The organism is Glycomyces mayteni, assembly GCF_042428885.1.
GTDB lineage: Bacteria > Actinomycetota > Actinomycetes > Mycobacteriales > Micromonosporaceae > Glycomyces > Glycomyces mayteni.
In genome coordinates this window covers 1-17433 of record NZ_JBHMBP010000006.1, presented here as the reverse complement: position 1 = coordinate 17433, position 17433 = coordinate 1, and the positions used below count along the sequence as shown (strand labels likewise).

Sequence of the window (17433 nt, the reverse complement as noted above, 5' to 3'; positions counted from 1 at the left end):
TGGCCGATCTGGAGGGCCCCCGTTCGCTGCGGGCCGAAAGCACGCGTGAGCTTGCGCATGTAGGCTTCCCGGCATGCGAAGGCGTGGAATCACCGTCCTGTTGGGCGCCGTGCTCGTGGCGCTGCTGACATGGCAGGCGCTCTCGATGGACGTCGCCTACGTGGTGTTCAGTCCCGGCCCCACCGAGGACGTCCTCGGCTCCGAGGAGATCGAAGGCGTCGATCACCCCATCATCACCGCCTCGACCGAGTACCCCTCGGAGGGGCAGCTGCGCCTCACCACCGTGCGCGTCAAGCAGTCCGTGACGCTCGCCCAGGCGCTGCGCTACTGGGTGTCCAATGAGAACAAGTACGCGATCATCCCGCGCGACCTGATCTACCCGCCCGGCGAGTCCGAGGAGGAGATCGCCGAGGAGCAGGAGGCCGACTGGGTCGAGTCCCAGTCGAACGCCGAGCAGGCGGCCCTCGCGTACCTCGGCGAGCCCGCCGTCATCTCCGTCGTCGCCGACTCCGCGGGGCTCCTCGAAGGGGACGTCGTCACCGCCGTGGACGGCGCCGCCGTCACCTCCCTGTCGGCCCTGGCCGATTACGCCGACAGCGAAACCACGGTGACCGTGACGCGCGGCGGCGCGGCCGTCGAGGTGCCCGGCGTGGTCCTCGGCGAGGCCGACCTCCAGTCCGTCCACGACGACCCGTACGGCATCGAGATCGACACCGAGGCCCTCGACATCGGCGGCCCCTCCGCGGGCCTGATCTTCGCGCTCGGCATCGTCGACCGGGTCACCGAGGGCGATCTCACCGACGGCATGGTCGTCGCCGGGACCGGCGAGATCGATCCAGAAGGGAACGTCGGCGGCATCGGCGGCATCCAGCAGAAGATCGCCGGATCGGCCGACGCGGGCGCGGAGGTCTTCCTCGCCCCGGCTTCGAACTGTTCGGACGCCGTCACCGGAGCCCCCGAAGACATGACTATTGTCAGAGTCGAGACGCTCGAAGACGCGGTCTCGGCGCTCGAAACCCTAGCGGCCGGCGGGCAAGTCACCACCTGCTGACCCCGCCGACCCACGGCCCGCAGGCACCGCCGGGGCCGCCCGCACCGACCGACCCTAAGGAGTTGCACCAGTGGCGAACCGGACGCCCGCCCCACCAAGGATGAGCCGACGAGGACGCTACGTGCTGATACTCCTCGTGGGCGCGATCGTCCTGCTCTCGGTCCTCGGCTGGCTCGTCAGCCTCCGGACCGACTACCTCTGGTACGACTCGGTCGGGTACACCACGGTGTTCTCGACGATGATGTGGACGCGCCTGGCGATGTTCGGCGTGTTCACCCTCGCGATGGCCGCCTGGTGCGGCCTCAACCTCTACCTCGCCTACCGCTTCCGGCCCGACACGTGGCCCGCGACGAGCGAGCAGGAGGGCCTGGAGCGGTACCGCGAGCTCATCTCCCCGAAGGCCGGCTGGTGGATCGGCGGCGTCGCGATCGTCGTCGGCGTCTTCGCGGGCATGTCCGCGCAGAGCCGCTGGGAGACCTGGCTGCTGTTCCGCGAGGGCGGCCAGTTCGAGTGGACCGACCCGGTCCTGAACATGAACGCCGGCTTCTACGTGTTCCGGCTCCCGTTCTGGCAGTTCCTCATCGGCTTCGGCTTCGCCGCGGTCGTCGTCGGCATCCTCGCCTCCCTGAGCGCCTACTACCTCTACGGCGCGCTGCGCTTCTCCGGCCAGGGCGACCGCATGACGAACGTCGCGCGCATCCACCTGTCGGTCCTCGTCGCGCTCTTCCTGGGGCTCAAGGCCGTCGCGTACTACTTCGACCGCTTCGACTTCACCACGCAGGAGAACCCGGTCACCGACATCGTCGGCGGCGGGTACACCGAGATGACCGCCCTCATGAACGCCAAGAACGCGCTCATCTGGGTCTCCGTCATCGCCGCGATCGTCATCCTCGTCTTCTCGTGGGGCTTCACCCGCTCGCTCGCGCTGCCCGCCGCGGCCCTCGGCCTCGTCGTGGTCACCGCGATCGCCGCGGGCGGCATCTACCCGGCCGTGGTCCGCAACTTCCAGGTCGAGCCGAACCGCCCCCAGCGCGAGGGCGAGTACGCCCAGCACACGATGGACGGCACCAGGTTCGCCTACGGCATGGAGGACCTGGAGACCATCACGTACGGCGTCGCCTCGCAGCCGAACGCCACCGCGATGTCCGAGGACCAGTCCACGGTCCCGTTCGTGCGCCTCATCGACCCGTTCGTGGTCTCCGACGCGTTCACCCAGGCGCAGCAGCCGCGCAGCTTCTACGACTTCAACGAGAAGCTCGACATCGACCGCTACACCTACACTGAGGACGACGGCACCGAGGTCACGCAGGACTTCGTCGTCGGCCTGCGCGAACTGAACCCGGGCCAGCTCACCGACGAGCAGCAGGACTGGACCGTCGCCCACACCGTGTACACCCACGGCTGGGGCTTCGTGTCCGCCTCGACCACCGAGAGCGACAACGGCGCCCCCTGCTTCACCTCGGGCGTGCTCTCCGACGACCCGGGCAACTGCCAGATCGGCAACGACATCATCGACGTCGAGAAGCCGCAGATCTACTACGGCCTCCTCAACAACGAGTACGCGATCGTCGGCGTCCCCGAGGGCGACACGCCCCGCGAGTACGACCGGCCCACCGACGTGGCCGTGGTCGACGAGGACTCCGAGGAAGACCCGGCCGAGGAGATCGGCGACGACCGCTACACCACCTACGAGGGCGAGGGCGGCGTCGAGGTCGGCTCGGTCGCGCGGCGCCTGCTGTACGCGTGGGAGTTCCAGGAGCCGCGGTTCCTGCTCTCCGACCAGATCAACGACGAGTCGCAGCTGCTCTACAACCGCAACGTGCGCGAGCGCGTCCAGATGGTCGCCCCGTTCCTGACCGTCGAGGCCGACCCGTACCCGGCGGTCGTCGACGGCGAGATCGTGTGGATCGTGGACGGCTACACGACCACCAACGAGTTCCCCTACTCCGACCGGGTCAACCTCGCCGACGCGACGAACGACACCTACTCGGGCCAGGGCGTCGCCAACCAGGCGTCCGAGGAGATCAACTACATCCGCTCCTCGGTGAAGGCCGTCGTGAACGCCTACGACGGCTCGGTGAAGCTGTACGAGTTCGACGAGGAGGACCCGATCCTCCAGGCGTGGAACGCGATCTACGGCGGCGACCTGATCATCCCGAAGGAGGAGACCCCCGAGGCCCTCGTGGACCACTTCCGGTACCCGCAGGACATGTTCAAGATCCAGCGGAGCCTCCTCCAGCGCTACCACGTGGACGAGTCCCGGACCTTCATCGAGGGCGGCGAGGCGTGGGCGACCACGAACGACCCGTCCCAGGCCCAGTCGGTCACCCAGCCCGCCTACTACGTGTACGCGACCTACCCGGAGCAGGAGCAGCCGTACTTCCAGCTGACCAGCACCTTCACGCCGAGGAACCGGGAGAACGCGCTCGCGTCGCTCATGTCGGGCTACTACGACGAGAACGGCGATCCGAGGCTGACGGTCTACGACGTCGTCGGCGGCGACGACCAGTCCGTCAGGCAGATACACCAGATCATCACCTCCACGCCGGAAGTGGTGACGACGCTCCGCGACGCCACCCAGGCGGGCACGACGGTCGAGTGGGGCAACCTGCTCGCGCTGCCGGTCGGGGACGGCATCCTCTACCTCGAACCGATGTACCTGCGCAGGCAGGCGGGCGGCCAGGGCGAGGACCTGCCCCGGTTGACGAACGTCGCGATCAGCTACGGCGGCTACGTCGGCTTCGCGCCGACGTTCGAGGAGGCCGTGGCGATGGTGGTCGAGAAGTACGTCTCGGGCGCGCCGAGCGAGGCCGAGCAGACCGAGGGCGAGGACGGCGGCACCGAGACCCCGTCCGAGACGCCCTCGGAGACGCCGACCACCGAGGCCCCGACGACCGAGGCGCCCGGCACCACCGAGCCGCCCGAGGTCGAGGCCGCGATCGACGCCGTCATCGCCGCCCAGCAGGCGTACGAGGAGGCCCAGGCCTCGGGCACGAACGAGGAGGAGGGCCGCGCCCTCGACGCGCTCCTCGCCGCGCTCGACCAGCTCGAAGCCGCCCGGGGCCGATCGGCCCCGGGCGCTTCCTCGTCTTCCGCTACTGCCCTTCGCCCCCGGGCCCCGGGGTCTCTTCGGACTCGCTCTTGCACGCCTCGGCGTCGGCGGCCCGGCGGACCGTGATCTGCACCGTCGAGCCCTGGTCCGCTTCGCTGCCGCCGCCGGGGGACTGGCGCACGACGCTGCACTTCGCGTCGCCCTCGCCCTCGTACTCGACCGCCGGGGTCAGCCCCGACTCCTCGATGCGCGAGCGCGCATCGGCCTCGGACTGGCCGACCACGCCGGGCACCGTGGCCTTCGCGGGCGGCGCGGGGGACGAGCTGCTCTCGGTGGGGCTCGCCGACCCGGACGGGTTCAGCGACGGTCCCGGCGACACGGGCGCGGACGGGTCGGTCCCGCCTGTGGCGGAAGCGGAGTCGCTCGGGTCGGGCGTGGTCGCGCCCTCCTCGTCGCCCCCGTCGTCCACCCAGTAGCCGTCGTCGCCGTTCTGGCCCTGCACGTCGCTGTCCGCGGTCCCGGACCGGTTCACCAGTGGGCCGTCGCCCCCGTCGCCGTCGCCCCACGGCAGCGTCGTGGCGAGCGCGCTGACCGCCGCGATGCCCGCGAGGGTCCCGGCGAGCGAGATCCACAGGCCGCGCCGCCGCGGCCGCTGCCGCGAAGGCTCCTGCGGCGGGACGACGCCGGCGGGAGGCGCGATGCCGGTCGGCGGCGTGGTGACGCGGTGCGACCCGGTGACCGGCGGCAGCGAGTGGCCGTCGGTGCGGTACACGGCGTGCTGGCCGGTGCCCGCGGGCCGCCGGTGCGCGCCCGTGCGCGGCCCGGTCTGCGGCGACTGCACCTGCGGGGACTGCACTTGGGGCGACTGGACCTGCGGCGATTGCGGCGGCGCGGGCGGCTGCGCGGGGGACGGCTCGTTCACGTCCCGCTGGTCCATGACCCGCGTGCGCGCAGGCGCATTGCGCCGCTGCGTCAGGAGCGCGGTCCGCACCTCCCGGCACGCGACCGCGAGCGCGGCCGCGTCGGGCCAGCGCGCGGACGGGTCCTTCTGGAGCGAGCGCCGCACGATCTCGGTGACCTCGTAGGGCACCTCGGCGGGCAGCGGCGGCGGGGCGTTGCGCAGGTGCGCCGAGAGCACCCCGAGCGGGGTGTCGGCGCGGAACGGCGGGGCCCCGGCGAGGCACTGGTGGGCGACGACGCCCAGCGAGTACAGGTCCGACGCGGGCGTGAGGTTCTCACCGGCGGCCTGCTCGGGGGACATGTACGTGACGGTGCCGAGGACCACGCCGGTGGTGGTGAGCGTGAGGTTGTGGTTGGCGCGGGCGATCCCGAAGTCCACCAGGACGACCGAGCCGTCGCCGCGGACGAGGATGTTGCCGGGCTTGATGTCGCGGTGGACGATCCCGGCGGCGTGCGCGACTTGGAGCGCCTCGGCGACGCCGCCGACGACCTGGAGGGTCTCGGCGGTGCCGAGCTTGCCCCAGAGGCCGAGGAGCCGCGAGAGCGGCTTCCCGTCGACGAACTCCATGATGAGGTACGCGAGCTGCGCGTCCTCGTCCTCGATCTCGCCGTAGTCGTAGACCTCGACGACGCCCGGTCCCTGCATGACGGCGATGGCGCGGGCCTCGCGGCGGAACCGCTCGCGGAAGCCGCGGTCGTCGACGAGGTCGGCGAGGAGCACCTTCACGGCGACGGTGCGCCACAGGATCGTGTCGGTGCCTTCCCAGACGTCGCCCATGCCGCCGCCGCCGACGCGGCGTTCGAGCCGGTAGCGCCCGTCCAGGACATCGCCGGCCTTGAGGTTGCGCGTGCTCAGCATCGGGCGGCTTTCCCCTTCTCGGCGAAGCCCTGCCAACTGCTGCTCCGCCTTGAGTCGGATATCTCTCCCGGGTCTAACGACCGGAGGCCGCTGAGGCTACGCGCTGGATCGGGCGATCTTCGGAACCGTCGCGTTTGCGGGGAGTGCCGCCGCGGCGCCGCTGCCGTGCGGCGCCGCGGTTCAGTGCTCGGGGGTGCCGGTGAGCGCCAGGGGCCGGGACGGGGCGCTCACGCCGGCCCCGTCGTCGGCGGCCGGGGCCTGCGCGGGGGCGTCGGACTGGTGCACGGCCTGGCCGAGCTGGCCGTCCCAGCAGGCCCACGAGTGGCAGGGCCAGGACTGGCCGCAGTGCCCGCACACGGGGTGCTTCGCGCCCTGCTGGTCGAGGGCGGGCGTGTGGCGCTTCCACCAGCGCGCCTGGACGCGCCAGAGGCTCGGCACCAGCACTTCGCTGGGCGGCTCGTCCGGCGGCGGATTGTCGAGTGTGTACGGACTGCGCAACGCAGGCTGCCTTTCAGGTCATCGTGACGGACTGGATCCCTTGTGGCCCTGCGTGATCGGGCCACGGAACCGCAGTGTGCCCTGGTCGTCGCCGAGGTGCGGTGTCGAATCGGTACAGTCGGGGGAGGCGGGTAGCCCCTCCGTACAGTAGAATTGCACATGCAGATTTTGGATGCAAGAGGTATAACCGGATCGGGTGGCGATTCCTCCTCCCGACAGGCGCGACCGGACGAGCGGCCAGAAGTCCTCCCCAACCGGTGCGTCCTCACCGAATCCGGAGAGATCAGGGTGTCAAATGGGAACATCGAACGACAACGCTGACAGCGATCTGCCGAAGAAGTTGGGAGGCAAGGCGATGCCTTCGAGCGGCAGCCCCACCGTCCGCCGCCGCCGCGCCGGGAGGATCCTGCGGGACCTGCGGGAGAAGTCCGGGAAGGGCGCCGACGACGCCGCCGCGGCCCTGGAGGTCACCAGCTCCACGATCTACCGCATGGAGCTCGGCCGCGTCGGGATCAAGCCCCGCGACGTCCAGGCCCTCGTCGAGGTCTACGGCGTCGAGGACGCCGAGCTCGTCGACGAGCTGGTGCGCCTGGCCCGCGACGGCCGCAAGCGCGGCTGGTGGGCCCGCTACTCCGACACCATCTCCCCGCCGTACGCGACCTATGTGGGCCTCGAACAGGACGCCTCCAGCCTGAACGTCTACGACGGCCTCATCATCAACGGCCTCCTCCAGACCCGCGAGTACGCCCGGCACACGTTCAGCATGGTCCCTGAACGCTCTCTGCGGTACATGGACCAGCGGATCGACCTGCGCATGGAGCGCCAGCAGCGGCTGCGCGGGGACCTGAAGATCTGGAACGTCATCGACGAGGCGGCGATCCGCCGCGTCCTGGGCGGCCCGAAGGTCATGATCGACCAGCTCCAGAACCTCCTGGAGCTCGGCTCGCTCCCGAACGTGCACCTCCAGGTGCTGCCCTTCGAGGGCGGGGCCTACCCGGGGATGCTGTCCTCGTTCACGATCCTCGGCTTCGGGGAGCTCGACGGCGAGGTCGACCCCGGCTACCGCCACCCCGACGTGGTCTACATCGAGGGCCACAACGGCGACGTCTACGAGGAGGGCGAGGACGTGGAGCCGTTCCACGAGATCTTCGGCTTCCTCCGCTCGGCCGCGCTCGACCCCGGTCGCAGCCTTGAGTTCATCGAGCGCCAGGCCCACCACCTGAAGTCGCTCTAGGAGTCGATGCGAGGGGGCCGCCACCGCGGTAGGCGGCGGCCCCCTCGCTCCGTCCCTACCTGCCGGATGTCCGCAGCAGCGAGGCCCAATCGGCCCGACCAGCGCGCAGGACAGGGCTCACCGTCAGCTTGGTGTCCCTGATCTCCACGCCCTCATCGGCGAGCCTGGCCTCAACGCAGGCGCCGTTCGGGCCTGACCTGCTGCTCTTCCTCCATGTGTGGGTCAACATGGATCTCCTCCTTCCAAGGAGCCTTTCGAGTCCCCAGGACGGCTCTTACCATAGCCGCCGCATGGCAAGCGAAACGTCGACTATCCGTCACTATCAGGTTTTGGACAGAGGCGTGTCGGCGTTCTCTAAAACGGTGCGGCGCATGCGGCCTCGGAGTTTTCCGCGAATCACCCTCGCGGAAGTCGCGAGCGGCTTTCACTCCAACGGGTCGGACGTCCGGCGCGTCCGATCAATCATCTCGACATGCGCATGTCTGCATGTGTACTGCGAGGGCGGTTCTCCGGGTTGGCCGGTCCCCCTCCTGGGAAACCCTCGATCAGATCATGGTTCCGCGGCTTTTTCCCGAGAATTCACGGAATCGCCGAACCAGGGGGACTTTCACAATTGCAGGGCCCGAATGGAATAATATTCAGACCGACATCGACAACACTGGTCACGGGGGGTGACGATGAAAGACGCCATTGAAACCTCTACCATCGCGTTCGCCGCAATCGTCGCGATCGTCCTCATCTTCGCAGCGGTCCTCGGACTGCGGTCCTTCATCGAAGGGCGGCGCCGCCGAAAAGCCCGGGCCAAGACCGACGCCGAAGCCTGGACCGAGCTCCTCGGGAAGCAGCTCCAGATCGCTCCGGCCTCCGTCGGCGACACCGAGGCCGCAGCGGCACTGGACCGCGCCCGCAAGCTCCACTACGGCGCCGTCGAGAAGCTGAAGACCGCGAAGAAGCGAAAGCAGTTCGAGCGCATCCGAACCTATGCGCTCGCCGGACTGCACAACCTCAACATCATGCGCCGCCGCCTCGGCAAGGCACCCGGACCGCAAGGCCCGATCCCGTTCAACGCGGGGGCCAACGCCAAGGCGTCCAAGCGCGACGACAACATCCGCGACGTCGCGACCGGGCCGTCCACCGGACTGCCCTTCTAGGACCGAGCAGCGCGGAAGGGGGCGGCCGACCGGCCGCCCCCTTCCCCGTGCCGTCCTACTGCTCGACTTCCTGCCGCCGCGGGGTCAGCAGGTCCATGACCCACATGGCGATCCACACGATGATCGCGCCCCAGAACGCCGGCCAGAAGCCGTCCACGGTGAACCCCAGCGAGAGCTTCTCCGAGACCCAGCCGGTGAGCCAGAACATGAGCGCGTTGACGACCAGGCCGAACAGGCCCAGCGTCAGCACGTACAGCGCGCACCCGACCATCATCACGATCGGCTTCACCAGCGAGTTCACCAGCGTGAAGATCAACGCCACCAACAGGAGCGAGACGAACTTCCCGCCCGTGGAGTCGCCGTACAGGGTGATACCGCCGACGATCGCCGTCGCGAGCCACAGGGCCAGCGCCGTGAGCACCAGCCGCACCAAGAATCTGAACATGGCGCCAAGTATCGCCGCCGCCACCCTCCGCCGTCCAGTTTCCGCCGATTCCAAGGGGAACGGAGGCGAGACCGAGCCGGGCCCGCGCGTTCACCCCCGGTTCACCGGAGAGTGAGACCGCCGCTACCGGCCCGGCCTATCCTCGGCGCAGCCCTGCTTGACATCCCGACCTGCGTCCCATGCAGAAGGAGCGATCATGAGCGACCCGGCACTGCCCGCGGCCCGCCCCACCGTCGATTCGCGGCGCCTCACCGCGGCCCCCCAGCCGGCGCACCAGCGGGCCCCCGGCGGCGGCGCCGACACCGCCACCGTCTTCGACATCGCGAACGTCGACGTCTTCTACGGCTCGTTCCACGCGGTCAAGAACGTCAACTTCACCGTCGCCAAGAACGAGATCACCGCGCTCATCGGCCCGTCCGGCTGCGGCAAGTCCACGCTGCTGCGCTCGCTCAACCGCATGAACGACCTCGTCCCCGGCGCCCGCGTCGCCGGCACCGTCGCCTACCGCGGCAAGAACATCTACGACCAGGGCGTCGACGCCGTCGAGGTCCGCCGCCGCATCGGCATGGTCTTCCAGAAGGCCAACCCGTTCCCCAAGTCCATCTTCGACAACGTCGCGTACGGCCCCCGCATCCACGGCGTCAAGCGCTCCGAGCTGGCCGACATCGTCGAGGACTCCCTGAAGAAGGCCGCCCTCTGGGACGAGGTCAAGGACAAGCTCAAGCAGAGCGCCCTGGCCCTCTCCGGCGGGCAGCAGCAGCGCCTGTGCATCGCCCGCACCATCGCGCTCGCCCCCGAGGTCGTCCTCATGGACGAGCCCTGCTCGGCGCTCGACCCGATCGCGACGGCCCGCATCGAGGAGCTCATGGTCGACCTGGCCAAGCAGTTCACGATCGTCATCGTCACGCACAACATGCAGCAGGCCGCCCGCGTCTCCGACAAGACCGCGTTCTTCTCGACCGAGGTCAACGAGCTCAGCGACACCCGCACCGGCGTCCTCGTCGAGTTCGACGACACCCAGCGGATCTTCACCACCCCCTCCGACGAGCGCACCGAGAACTACGTGACCGGCCGCTTCGGCTAGACCCCCCCTGGAACGCATGAAGGGCCCCGCCGGACGGCGGGGCCCTTCGTCTTTGCGAGACCAGGCTCGCGGGGCGCTAGCGCTTGTCGATGGCGAAGCGCGCCGCGATGATCCGGGACAGGATGGTGAACACGAAGACGATGGCGATCAGAGTCAGGGCCGCGCCCCAGGCGCGCTCCTGCGAGGCGGCGAACGGCTGGCTCGCGTTGCGGAAGATCTGCGCCGCGAGCGTGGTGTTCTGGCCGTCGAACAGGTCGGGCTTGTAGATGTACGTCAGGCCCACCGTGACGATGATCGGCGCGGTCTCACCCGCGGCGCGGGCGACGGCCAGGAGCGACCCCGAGGTGATGCCCGACGAGGCCGCCGGGAGCACCACGCCGAGGGTCGTGCGCCACTTGCGCGCGCCCAGGCCCGACGAGGCCTGCCGCAGCTCGTCGGGGACGAGCCGCAGCATCTCCTCGGTCGAGCGGATCACGATCGGCAGCATCAGGCACGCCAGGGCCAAGGCCCCGCCGAAGCCGGTCTTGTCGCCGATGACGATCACGTACCCGACGTAGATGAACAGGCCCATCATGATCGACGGAACGCCGGTCATGACGTCGGCCATGGTGCGGATGAACCGCGCCAGCGGCTTGTTCTTGCCGTACTCGTTCAGGTAGACCGCGCCGAGCACGCCGATCGGGATCGACATCAGCGCGGCCATGCCGGTGATCGTGAGCGTGCCCAGGATCGCCGGGCCCATGCCCGGGCCCTCGGTCCGGTAGTTGCGCGGGATCTCCTCGACGAACCACGCCAGGCTCCACGCCGACGCGCCCTTCGAGACGACCTCCCACGCCACGAGCGCCAGCGGCAGGGCCGCGACGAGCACGCACAAGGCGATGAGCGAGGTGGCGGCCCGGTTCGCGAAGGCCCGCCGGAACGACAGGTTGCGGCCCGACAGGTCGGGCGGGGTCTGCCCTTGCAGGGTCGTCATGAGTGGGCACCCTTCATCTTGATCTCCGCGCGCCGGACCACGGTGCGGGCGAGGAAGTTGATCAGGACCGTGATCGCGAACAGCACGACGCCGATCCCGATGAGGGCCTCGGTGTGCATGCCGCTCGACTCGCCGAACTGCTGGGCGATGACCGCGGCCATGGTGTTGCCGGGCTCGAACAGGTTGGTGCCGATGGTGAGCGAACCGCCGATGACCAGGGCCACCGCGATCGTCTCGCCCATCGCCCGGCCCAGGCCGAGCATCGAGGCGCCCACGAGGCCGCCGAACGAGTGGGGGAGGATCGCGCCCTTGATCATCTCCCAGCGGGTCGCGCCGAGCGCGTACGCGCCCTGCTTGTCGATGTCGGGCACGGTCGCGAAGACCTCCCGTGAGATCGAGGTGATGATCGGGATGCACATGACCGCGAGGATCAGCCCGGCCGTGAAGTAGTTGCGGCCGGTGTTCGTCTCGTCGAAGATCGCGTTCAGGCCCGGGATCGGGGCCACGACGCCGGCCCACCACTGGTAGACCGGGGTGACCCACGGGATCAGCACGATGCTGCCGACCAGGCCGAAGACCACCGACGGGACGGTGGCGAGCAGGTCCACGATCGTGACGATGTACTTGCGCGAGCGTCGGTGCGCGACCTCCGTGATGAACAGCGCGATCCCGATCGACACCGGCACCGCGACGACCATCGCGATCACCGAGGTCACCAGGGTGCCGTACAGGAACGGGAGCGTTCCGAAGATCTCGTCGCCGGGGACCCAGTCGGTCCCGGTGAGGAACTCGATCGGGTCGTGGGCGATCGCGGGCCACGCCTGCACCGACGTGGTGACCAGGATCAGGCCCAGCACGATGAGCACGGTGAGGCCGGCGAAGGTCACCAGACCGGTGAAGCCCTTGTCGGTCCGGCGGGAGCGAGCCTCCCCGCCGAGGTCCACCTGCGGGGGCGATTCGGGGGATGCCGTAGTGGTCAAGAGAGTCTCTCCGTTTTCGTGAGCGGAGCGGCCGAAAACCCCAGCGGCGCTGCGGCCGTTGGGGTCGTCGGTTCCGTGGTCCTAGGCAATCGTCTCGTTCAGGGCGTCGACGGCCTGCTGGCGCAGCGCGTCGGGGAGCGGGGCGAAGCTGTTGTCCGCGGCGATGTCCTGGCCGTCCGTGAGCAGGTAGTTCACGAACTCCTTGACGCCGGCGGCGACGTTCTCGTCCTCGTACTCGGTGTGGAGCAGGATGTACGTCGGCGCGACGATCGGGTAGGTCTCGGCGCCGGCCGCGTTCAGCGGGTTGTACGACAGGTCCTCGGCGACCTCGGCGCCCTCAAGGGCGGCGGTGGTCGCGTCGAGCGTCGGCTGGATGAAGGCGCCGTCGGCGTTCTCGATCGAAGCGGTGACCAGGCCGGTCTCGGTCGCGTCCGCGAGGTCGACGTAGCCGATCGCACCCTCGGTCTGGGTGATGACGGTGGCGACACCGGTGTTCTTCTCGCCGCCGATGGAGCCCTCGGGCCAGGTGATCTCGTCGCCCGCGCCGAGCGTCCACGCGTCGGTGGCCTCGTCGAGGAACTTGGTGAAGTTCGAGGTGGTGCCCGAGCCGTCCGAGCGGTGCGCGATCGTGATCGCGGTGTCGGGGAGCTCGACGCCCTCGTTGGTGGCGGCGATCGCCGGGTCGTTCCAGGTGGTGATCGCGCCCTGGAAGATGTTCGCCAGGGTCTCCTGGTCGATCTGGAGGCCGTCCACACCGGGCAGGTTGTAGGAGATGGTGATCGGGGCCGCCACGGTCGGGATGTACTGGAACGAGCCCTCCGCGGGTCCGTCGCCGTCCTTCACCAGGGAGTCGGAGCCCGCGAAGTCGTTCAGGCCCTCGCCGAACTCGGACTTGCCGGTGCCGGAGCCCACGGCGTTGTAGGTGACGATCAGTTCGGGGTTGACCTCGGCGTAAGCCTCGATCGCCGCCGCGTAGAAGGCGTCCGGGAAAGAAGCGCCCGAGCCGGTGATCTCACCGGAGACGAGCTCGCCGTCGCCGGCCGCATCGTCGTCGCTGCCGCCGCCGCAGGCCGCCATGCTCATGGCCAGGGCACCCGCGGTGATCGTGCCGAAAATGGTCCGGCGGTTCAGTTTCATGTTCACAGCTGGTCTCTACTCCGTCTCCCGGTACGGGACCGGGTCGCTTATTCACTGTCCGCAGCCATCAAACCCAGACCCGGTGTTCACCCGCTGACTTGGAGTTGAACTCAAGGTGAACGACTGAGCGCGATTCGCAACGGCGTCGTAGAAACCGAAAAAGCGGGCCTCTGACCTGGGACTTTAACCCGGTCTCGGCCCGCTCGTGACCAGACCGTTATGAACGGTCGAGGTGGACGTCCCCTGTGACGGCGTAGACCACCTGGTGCGAGATGCGCACCGCGTGGTCCCCGAACCGCTCGAAGAACCGCGCCAGCAGCGCCACGTCCCCCGCCGTCTGCGGCCCGTACCCCAGGCCCGGGAGCTGCGCGTGGATCCGCTCCTGGATCGCGTCCAGCTCGTCGTCGTCCAGACCCATCTGCGTCGCCTGCAAGTGGTCCTGGTCCTCCAGCACCACCACCAGCTTCTCCGCGACCCGCACCGCCGCCGCCCCCATCGCCGCGAAGTCCGGCCGCAGCGAATCCGGGACCACCGCCGCCGGCGTGCGCAGCAGCACCGACTTCGCCACGTGCTTCGCCAGGTCCCCCATCCGCTCCAGGTCCACCGAGATCCGCACCGCGCCCAGCACGAACCGCAGGTCCGACGCCACCGCGTCGTACTGCGTCATGAGCTCGATGATCCGGTCGTCCACGCGGAACTGGAGCGCGTTGACGTGCTGGTCCTCCGCCACGACCGCCTCCGCGGCCGCCGTGTCCCCCTCCAGGAGGGCGGCGCTGGCCCGCTCGATCGCGACGGCGACGCGGCGGGCCATGTCGACGAGGAGCTCGTTGAGCTCGTCCAGGTGCTGGTGGAACGGGTTCTGCATGATCGGCCAATCGCGGTTCGGGAAGGGCTGACGCGAGCCGCGTCGCGGGCACCTCCGAGTCTAGAGGCCCGCCGCCGCGCCCGCACCGAGCGCGCCCCCGGCAAGCGCCGGGCGAACCTCCTTGGACGCACGGCGTTACAGTGAGGGGCGCGATGCACGAACGATCCCCCAGGGAGTGGACCAGATGACCTACCCCTCGCAGCCGGGCTACCCGAGCCCGTACGGCCAGCAGCAGCCTCCCGGCCGCCAGCAGAACACGCTGTGGCTCATCGGCGGCACCGTCGTCATCGTGCTCGCCGTCATCTTCACCGTGATCCTCGTCGTGGTCCAGGGGAACAAGGACGACAACTCCGCGGACGGCGGCGGCACCGAGACCACCGACGGCGGGAACGACGGCGGCGACAACGGCGGAGACGACGGAGGCGACGACGGCGGGAACCAGGCGGGCGTCGAGCTGAACGCCGACGCGTGCGCCGCCTTCAGCCTCGACTCCTTCGAGAGCTCCTACGGCGCCGTCGACGAGGGCTCCACCTACAGCTCCGCGTCCTCCTCCGGCGGCCTCAACTCCCTTACCTGCACGTTCTACAACGAGGACTTCACCTCGGTGACCATCTACCTCAGCGACTACGACAACGCGGGCGACGTCACCGACCGGGTCACCAGTGACGCCGACTACTACAACGAGGCCAACGGCTACACGTACTCCGAGTGGAGCGACTACGGCGACGCCGGCAGCTTCTACACCTACGACTACGGCGACAGCGTCGCCACGACCCTGCACGTCGCCCTCGGCAGCCTCGACGTCTCGATCTCCTCGACCCTCTACGACAACGAGGACGTGACCTCGGACGCGGCGCTGGCCACCATGGCCGACTTCGTCCAGCAGAGCGACTCGCTCTTCTCGGACTACACCTAGACAGCGGAAAGGCCCGGCCGCCGGTGGGAGACCACCGGCGGCCGGGCCCTTTCGCGTTCCCGTTCCGCACAAACCAAAAGAGGCCCTGTGACCAGGACCTCTTGTGTGGTGCGCCGCCAGGGACTCGAACCCCGAACCCGCTGATTAAGAGTCAGCTGCTCTGCCAGTTGAGCTAGCGGCGCTTGATGATTGAGTCGACATGGCGCTTTGCGCCGGTGTCCCTCGCACGAGGAGAAACTTTAGCATGTGCTTCGGCCTCCGTCTCCAGGGGTCCCCGGGGTGGCTACCCTTGAGCGGTGACAAGTTTCGTAGACCGCGTGAATCTCCAGGTCATTGCCGGTAAAGGTGGCAACGGCTGCGTGTCGGTCCACCGTGAGAAGTTCAAGCCGCTCGGCGGCCCCGACGGCGGCAACGGCGGCCACGGGGGTGATGTGGTCTTCGTCGTAGACCCGAACGTGCACACGCTGCTCGACTTCCACTTCCAGACCCGCCTCCAGGGCGGCAACGGCAAGCACGGCCAGGGCTCCAACCGCGACGGCGCCACGGGCGAGTCCATCAAGGTGTCCGTCCCCAACGGCACCGTCATCTACTCCGGCGGCGAGATCCTCGCCGACCTGACCGGTGACGGCACCGAGTTGACCGTGGCCCAGGGCGGCCGCGGCGGCCGCGGCAACCGCGCCCTCGTCAGCTCCAAGAGGAAGGTCCCCGGCTTCGCCGAGCTCGGCGAGCCCGGCGACGAGCTCGAAGTGGTCCTCGAACTCAAGAGCGTCGCCGACGTCGGCCTGGTCGGCTTCCCCTCTGCGGGCAAGTCCTCCCTCATCGCCGCCATGTCCGCCGCCCGGCCCAAGATCGCCGACTACCCCTTCACCACGCTCACGCCGAACCTCGGCGTCGTGTCCGCGGGGGAGACGACCTACACGATCGCCGACGTCCCGGGCCTCATCCCGGGCGCCGCCGCCGGCAAGGGCCTCGGCCTGGAGTTCCTGCGGCACATCGAGCGCTGCGCGGTCCTCGCCCACGTGGTCGACACCGCCAACCTCGAAAGCGACCGCGACCCGGTCTCCGACATCGACGCCCTGGAGCACGAGCTCGCCGAGTACGGCGGCCTCGCCGACCGGCCGCGCATCGTCGTCCTCAACAAGACCGACCTCCCCGACGGCCGCGAGCTCGCCGAGTACGTCCGCGGCGACCTTGAGAAGTACGGGTGGCCGGTGTACCTCGTCAGCGCCGTCAGCCGCGAGGGCCTGAAGGAGCTGAACTTCGCCTTCGCGAAGCTCGTGCAGGACTACCGCGCCGCGCAGCCCCCGGTCGAGGCGACCCGCACCGTCATCCGCCCGCTCGCCGTCGACGACTCCGGCTTCTCCATCAAGAAGGTCGTGCCGGCCTACGAAGGCGACGTCGAGTTCGTCGTCTCCGGCGCCAAGCCCGAGCGCTGGATCGGCCAGACCAACTTCGAGAACGAAGAGGCGGTCGGCTACCTCGCCGACCGACTCGCCAACCTCGGCGTGGAGGACGCCCTCGTGAAGCAGGGCGCGATCCCGGGCTCGATCGTCCGCATCGCCGACCACGAGTTCGAGTGGCAGCCGACCGACCCGAGCATCATCGCGACCGTCGGCCCCCGCGGCACCGACGCCCGCTTCGAGATCAGCGACCGCAAGGGCGCCGACGAGCGCCTCGCCGAGCGCAAGGAGCGCCGCTCCGAAACGCTCGAACGGGTCGCCAAAGAGAAGGAATCCAGGGGCAAGAGCCGCCGCGGCTAAGCCCGATTGCGGACTGACCAGCGAAAACGCGGGGTTCGCAAGAGTGTGGCGCCGAGCACGCACCCCCCTTGCGAACCCCGGTTATCCGTCGCGTAAATTTGTCTTTGCCCGCGGGGGAAACGGACAGGAAAACCGAAAGGACCTGGACGAAGACCTAAAGGGCAAATCTCCGAATGAATCGATCGGGGGGCCAAAACGGCCCGAAAACCGGTCTGATAAGTTACTGGAGCCGCTCCGGTCGGAGAGGAACTTCCAAGAAGTTTCAGATCTGATTAGTGCGTGTTGTTTGAGAACTCAACAGGGTGTTTGGATGGTCAGCGTGTGGGCTGGCTGGACTGCTTCGGACTAGGTTCCGGGGTGTGTTTGGCTGGTACTGTTTTTGACTGTCTTTTCCTTGGGGCACTTAGCTTGAGTGCCTCGTGAAAATCGGTCAGGACATGCTTCGACACATACTGTGAGTCACCATGG

General features: G+C 69.0%; 15 protein-coding genes and 1 tRNA gene. 7 read left to right on the top strand and 9 right to left on the bottom strand.

What is annotated here, in order from left to right; translation table 11 throughout:
• The first annotated feature begins 73 nt into the window (after positions 1 to 73).
• Together ACFFXY_RS24400 and ACFFXY_RS24395 are read left to right on the top strand one after the other, a co-directional pair.
• Positions 74 to 1051, top strand: coding sequence for a YlbL family protein (locus tag ACFFXY_RS24400; protein WP_382356776.1), 978 nt, complete (start codon positions 74 to 76; stop codon positions 1049 to 1051).
• Between the two features lie 121 nt (positions 1052 to 1172).
• On the top strand, positions 1173 to 4229 hold the full coding sequence (locus ACFFXY_RS24395) for a UPF0182 family membrane protein (RefSeq protein ID WP_382356774.1): 3057 nt from the start codon (positions 1173 to 1175) through the stop codon (positions 4227 to 4229).
• Here ACFFXY_RS24395 and ACFFXY_RS24390 read toward each other — a convergent pair.
• The gene (locus ACFFXY_RS24390; RefSeq protein ID WP_382356772.1) at positions 4147 to 5922 is read right to left on the bottom strand and encodes a serine/threonine-protein kinase; all 1776 of its coding nucleotides are present in this window, start codon (positions 5920 to 5922) and stop codon (positions 4147 to 4149) included. The two genes, ACFFXY_RS24395 and ACFFXY_RS24390, sit on opposite strands and share 83 nt — an antisense overlap.
• Before the next feature lie 180 nt (positions 5923 to 6102).
• Positions 6103 to 6420, bottom strand: a complete 318-nt coding sequence (locus tag ACFFXY_RS24385; RefSeq protein WP_382356770.1) for a hypothetical protein — start codon at positions 6418 to 6420, stop codon at positions 6103 to 6105.
• A gap of 355 nt (positions 6421 to 6775) precedes the next feature.
• Here ACFFXY_RS24385 and ACFFXY_RS24380 point away from each other — a divergent pair, with 355 nt between their 5' ends.
• Positions 6776 to 7654 carry a helix-turn-helix domain-containing protein gene (locus ACFFXY_RS24380; RefSeq protein ID WP_382356768.1) on the top strand — a complete coding sequence of 293 codons (879 nt, stop codon included), beginning with the start codon at positions 6776 to 6778 and terminating at the stop codon, positions 7652 to 7654.
• A 55-nt stretch (positions 7655 to 7709) separates the two neighbouring features.
• On the opposite strand, the gene ACFFXY_RS24375 is transcribed toward ACFFXY_RS24380, so the two are convergent.
• Positions 7710 to 7883, bottom strand: a complete 174-nt coding sequence (locus ACFFXY_RS24375; protein ID WP_382356766.1) for a DUF397 domain-containing protein — start codon at positions 7881 to 7883, stop codon at positions 7710 to 7712.
• Between the two features lie 448 nt (positions 7884 to 8331).
• Here ACFFXY_RS24375 and ACFFXY_RS24370 point away from each other — a divergent pair, with 448 nt between their 5' ends.
• A complete protein-coding gene (locus ACFFXY_RS24370; RefSeq protein ID WP_382356764.1) occupies positions 8332 to 8805 on the top strand; it encodes a hypothetical protein in 474 nt (157 codons plus the stop codon).
• A gap of 55 nt (positions 8806 to 8860) precedes the next feature.
• Here the strand turns inward: ACFFXY_RS24370 and ACFFXY_RS24365 are convergent, their stop codons facing one another.
• A complete protein-coding gene (locus ACFFXY_RS24365) occupies positions 8861 to 9250 on the bottom strand; it encodes a phage holin family protein (protein ID WP_382356762.1) in 390 nt (129 codons plus the stop codon).
• A 196-nt stretch (positions 9251 to 9446) separates the two neighbouring features.
• Between ACFFXY_RS24365 and pstB the strand changes: the two genes are divergently transcribed.
• Positions 9447 to 10334: a phosphate ABC transporter ATP-binding protein PstB gene (pstB, locus tag ACFFXY_RS24360; protein ID WP_382356759.1), complete on the top strand. Its 888-nt coding sequence runs from the start codon at positions 9447 to 9449 to the stop codon at positions 10332 to 10334.
• Between the two features lie 76 nt (positions 10335 to 10410).
• On the opposite strand, the gene pstA is transcribed toward pstB, so the two are convergent.
• From pstA to phoU, 4 genes are all read right to left on the bottom strand, one after another.
• Positions 10411 to 11307 carry a phosphate ABC transporter permease PstA gene (pstA, locus tag ACFFXY_RS24355; RefSeq protein WP_382356757.1) on the bottom strand — a complete coding sequence of 299 codons (897 nt, stop codon included), beginning with the start codon at positions 11305 to 11307 and terminating at the stop codon, positions 10411 to 10413.
• Complete coding sequence (pstC, locus tag ACFFXY_RS24350; RefSeq protein ID WP_382356755.1) at positions 11304 to 12287, bottom strand: phosphate ABC transporter permease subunit PstC; 984 nt, start codon at positions 12285 to 12287, stop codon at positions 11304 to 11306. Before pstC ends, pstA begins: the two co-directional genes overlap by 4 nt.
• An 81-nt stretch (positions 12288 to 12368) precedes the next feature.
• Positions 12369 to 13424 carry a phosphate ABC transporter substrate-binding protein PstS gene (gene pstS, locus ACFFXY_RS24345; RefSeq protein WP_382356999.1) on the bottom strand — a complete coding sequence of 352 codons (1056 nt, stop codon included), beginning with the start codon at positions 13422 to 13424 and terminating at the stop codon, positions 12369 to 12371.
• Between the two features lie 217 nt (positions 13425 to 13641).
• Positions 13642 to 14289, bottom strand: coding sequence for a phosphate signaling complex protein PhoU (gene phoU / locus ACFFXY_RS24340; protein WP_382356753.1), 648 nt, complete (start codon positions 14287 to 14289; stop codon positions 13642 to 13644).
• A 184-nt stretch (positions 14290 to 14473) separates the two neighbouring features.
• Between phoU and ACFFXY_RS24335 the strand changes: the two genes are divergently transcribed.
• Positions 14474 to 15205 (top strand): hypothetical protein, encoded by a 732-nt coding sequence (locus ACFFXY_RS24335; protein WP_382356751.1) that lies wholly within the window; start codon positions 14474 to 14476, stop codon positions 15203 to 15205.
• A 106-nt stretch (positions 15206 to 15311) separates the two neighbouring features.
• Here the strand turns inward: ACFFXY_RS24335 and ACFFXY_RS24330 are convergent.
• Positions 15312 to 15387 (bottom strand) — tRNA-Lys (locus ACFFXY_RS24330).
• Positions 15388 to 15501: 114 nt separating this feature from the next.
• Here ACFFXY_RS24330 and obgE point away from each other — a divergent pair.
• Positions 15502 to 16965 carry a GTPase ObgE gene (gene obgE, locus ACFFXY_RS24325; RefSeq protein ID WP_382356749.1) on the top strand — a complete coding sequence of 488 codons (1464 nt, stop codon included), beginning with the start codon at positions 15502 to 15504 and terminating at the stop codon, positions 16963 to 16965.
• The last annotated feature ends 468 nt before the right edge of the window (positions 16966 to 17433 follow it).

What these genes read in the sequence shown, in the direction of transcription:
- ACFFXY_RS24365 (WP_382356762.1), bottom strand. Translation starts at nt 9,250, where the DNA reads ATGTTCAGATTCTTGGTGCGGCTGGTGCTCACGGCGCTGGCCCTGTGG.
- ACFFXY_RS24370 (WP_382356764.1), top strand. Translation starts at nt 8,332, where the DNA reads ATGAAAGACGCCATTGAAACCTCTACCATCGCGTTCGCCGCAATCGTC.
- pstA (WP_382356757.1), bottom strand. Translation starts at nt 11,307, where the DNA reads ATGACGACCCTGCAAGGGCAGACCCCGCCCGACCTGTCGGGCCGCAAC.
- phoU (WP_382356753.1), bottom strand. Translation starts at nt 14,289, where the DNA reads ATGCAGAACCCGTTCCACCAGCACCTGGACGAGCTCAACGAGCTCCTC.
- pstB (WP_382356759.1), top strand. Translation starts at nt 9,447, where the DNA reads ATGAGCGACCCGGCACTGCCCGCGGCCCGCCCCACCGTCGATTCGCGG.
- ACFFXY_RS24380 (WP_382356768.1), top strand. Translation starts at nt 6,776, where the DNA reads ATGCCTTCGAGCGGCAGCCCCACCGTCCGCCGCCGCCGCGCCGGGAGG.
- ACFFXY_RS24375 (WP_382356766.1), bottom strand. Translation starts at nt 7,883, where the DNA reads ATGTTGACCCACACATGGAGGAAGAGCAGCAGGTCAGGCCCGAACGGC.
- pstS (WP_382356999.1), bottom strand. Translation starts at nt 13,424, where the DNA reads ATGAAACTGAACCGCCGGACCATTTTCGGCACGATCACCGCGGGTGCC.
- ACFFXY_RS24390 (WP_382356772.1), bottom strand. Translation starts at nt 5,922, where the DNA reads ATGCTGAGCACGCGCAACCTCAAGGCCGGCGATGTCCTGGACGGGCGC.
- ACFFXY_RS24400 (WP_382356776.1), top strand. Translation starts at nt 74, where the DNA reads ATGCGAAGGCGTGGAATCACCGTCCTGTTGGGCGCCGTGCTCGTGGCG.
- ACFFXY_RS24335 (WP_382356751.1), top strand. Translation starts at nt 14,474, where the DNA reads ATGACCTACCCCTCGCAGCCGGGCTACCCGAGCCCGTACGGCCAGCAG.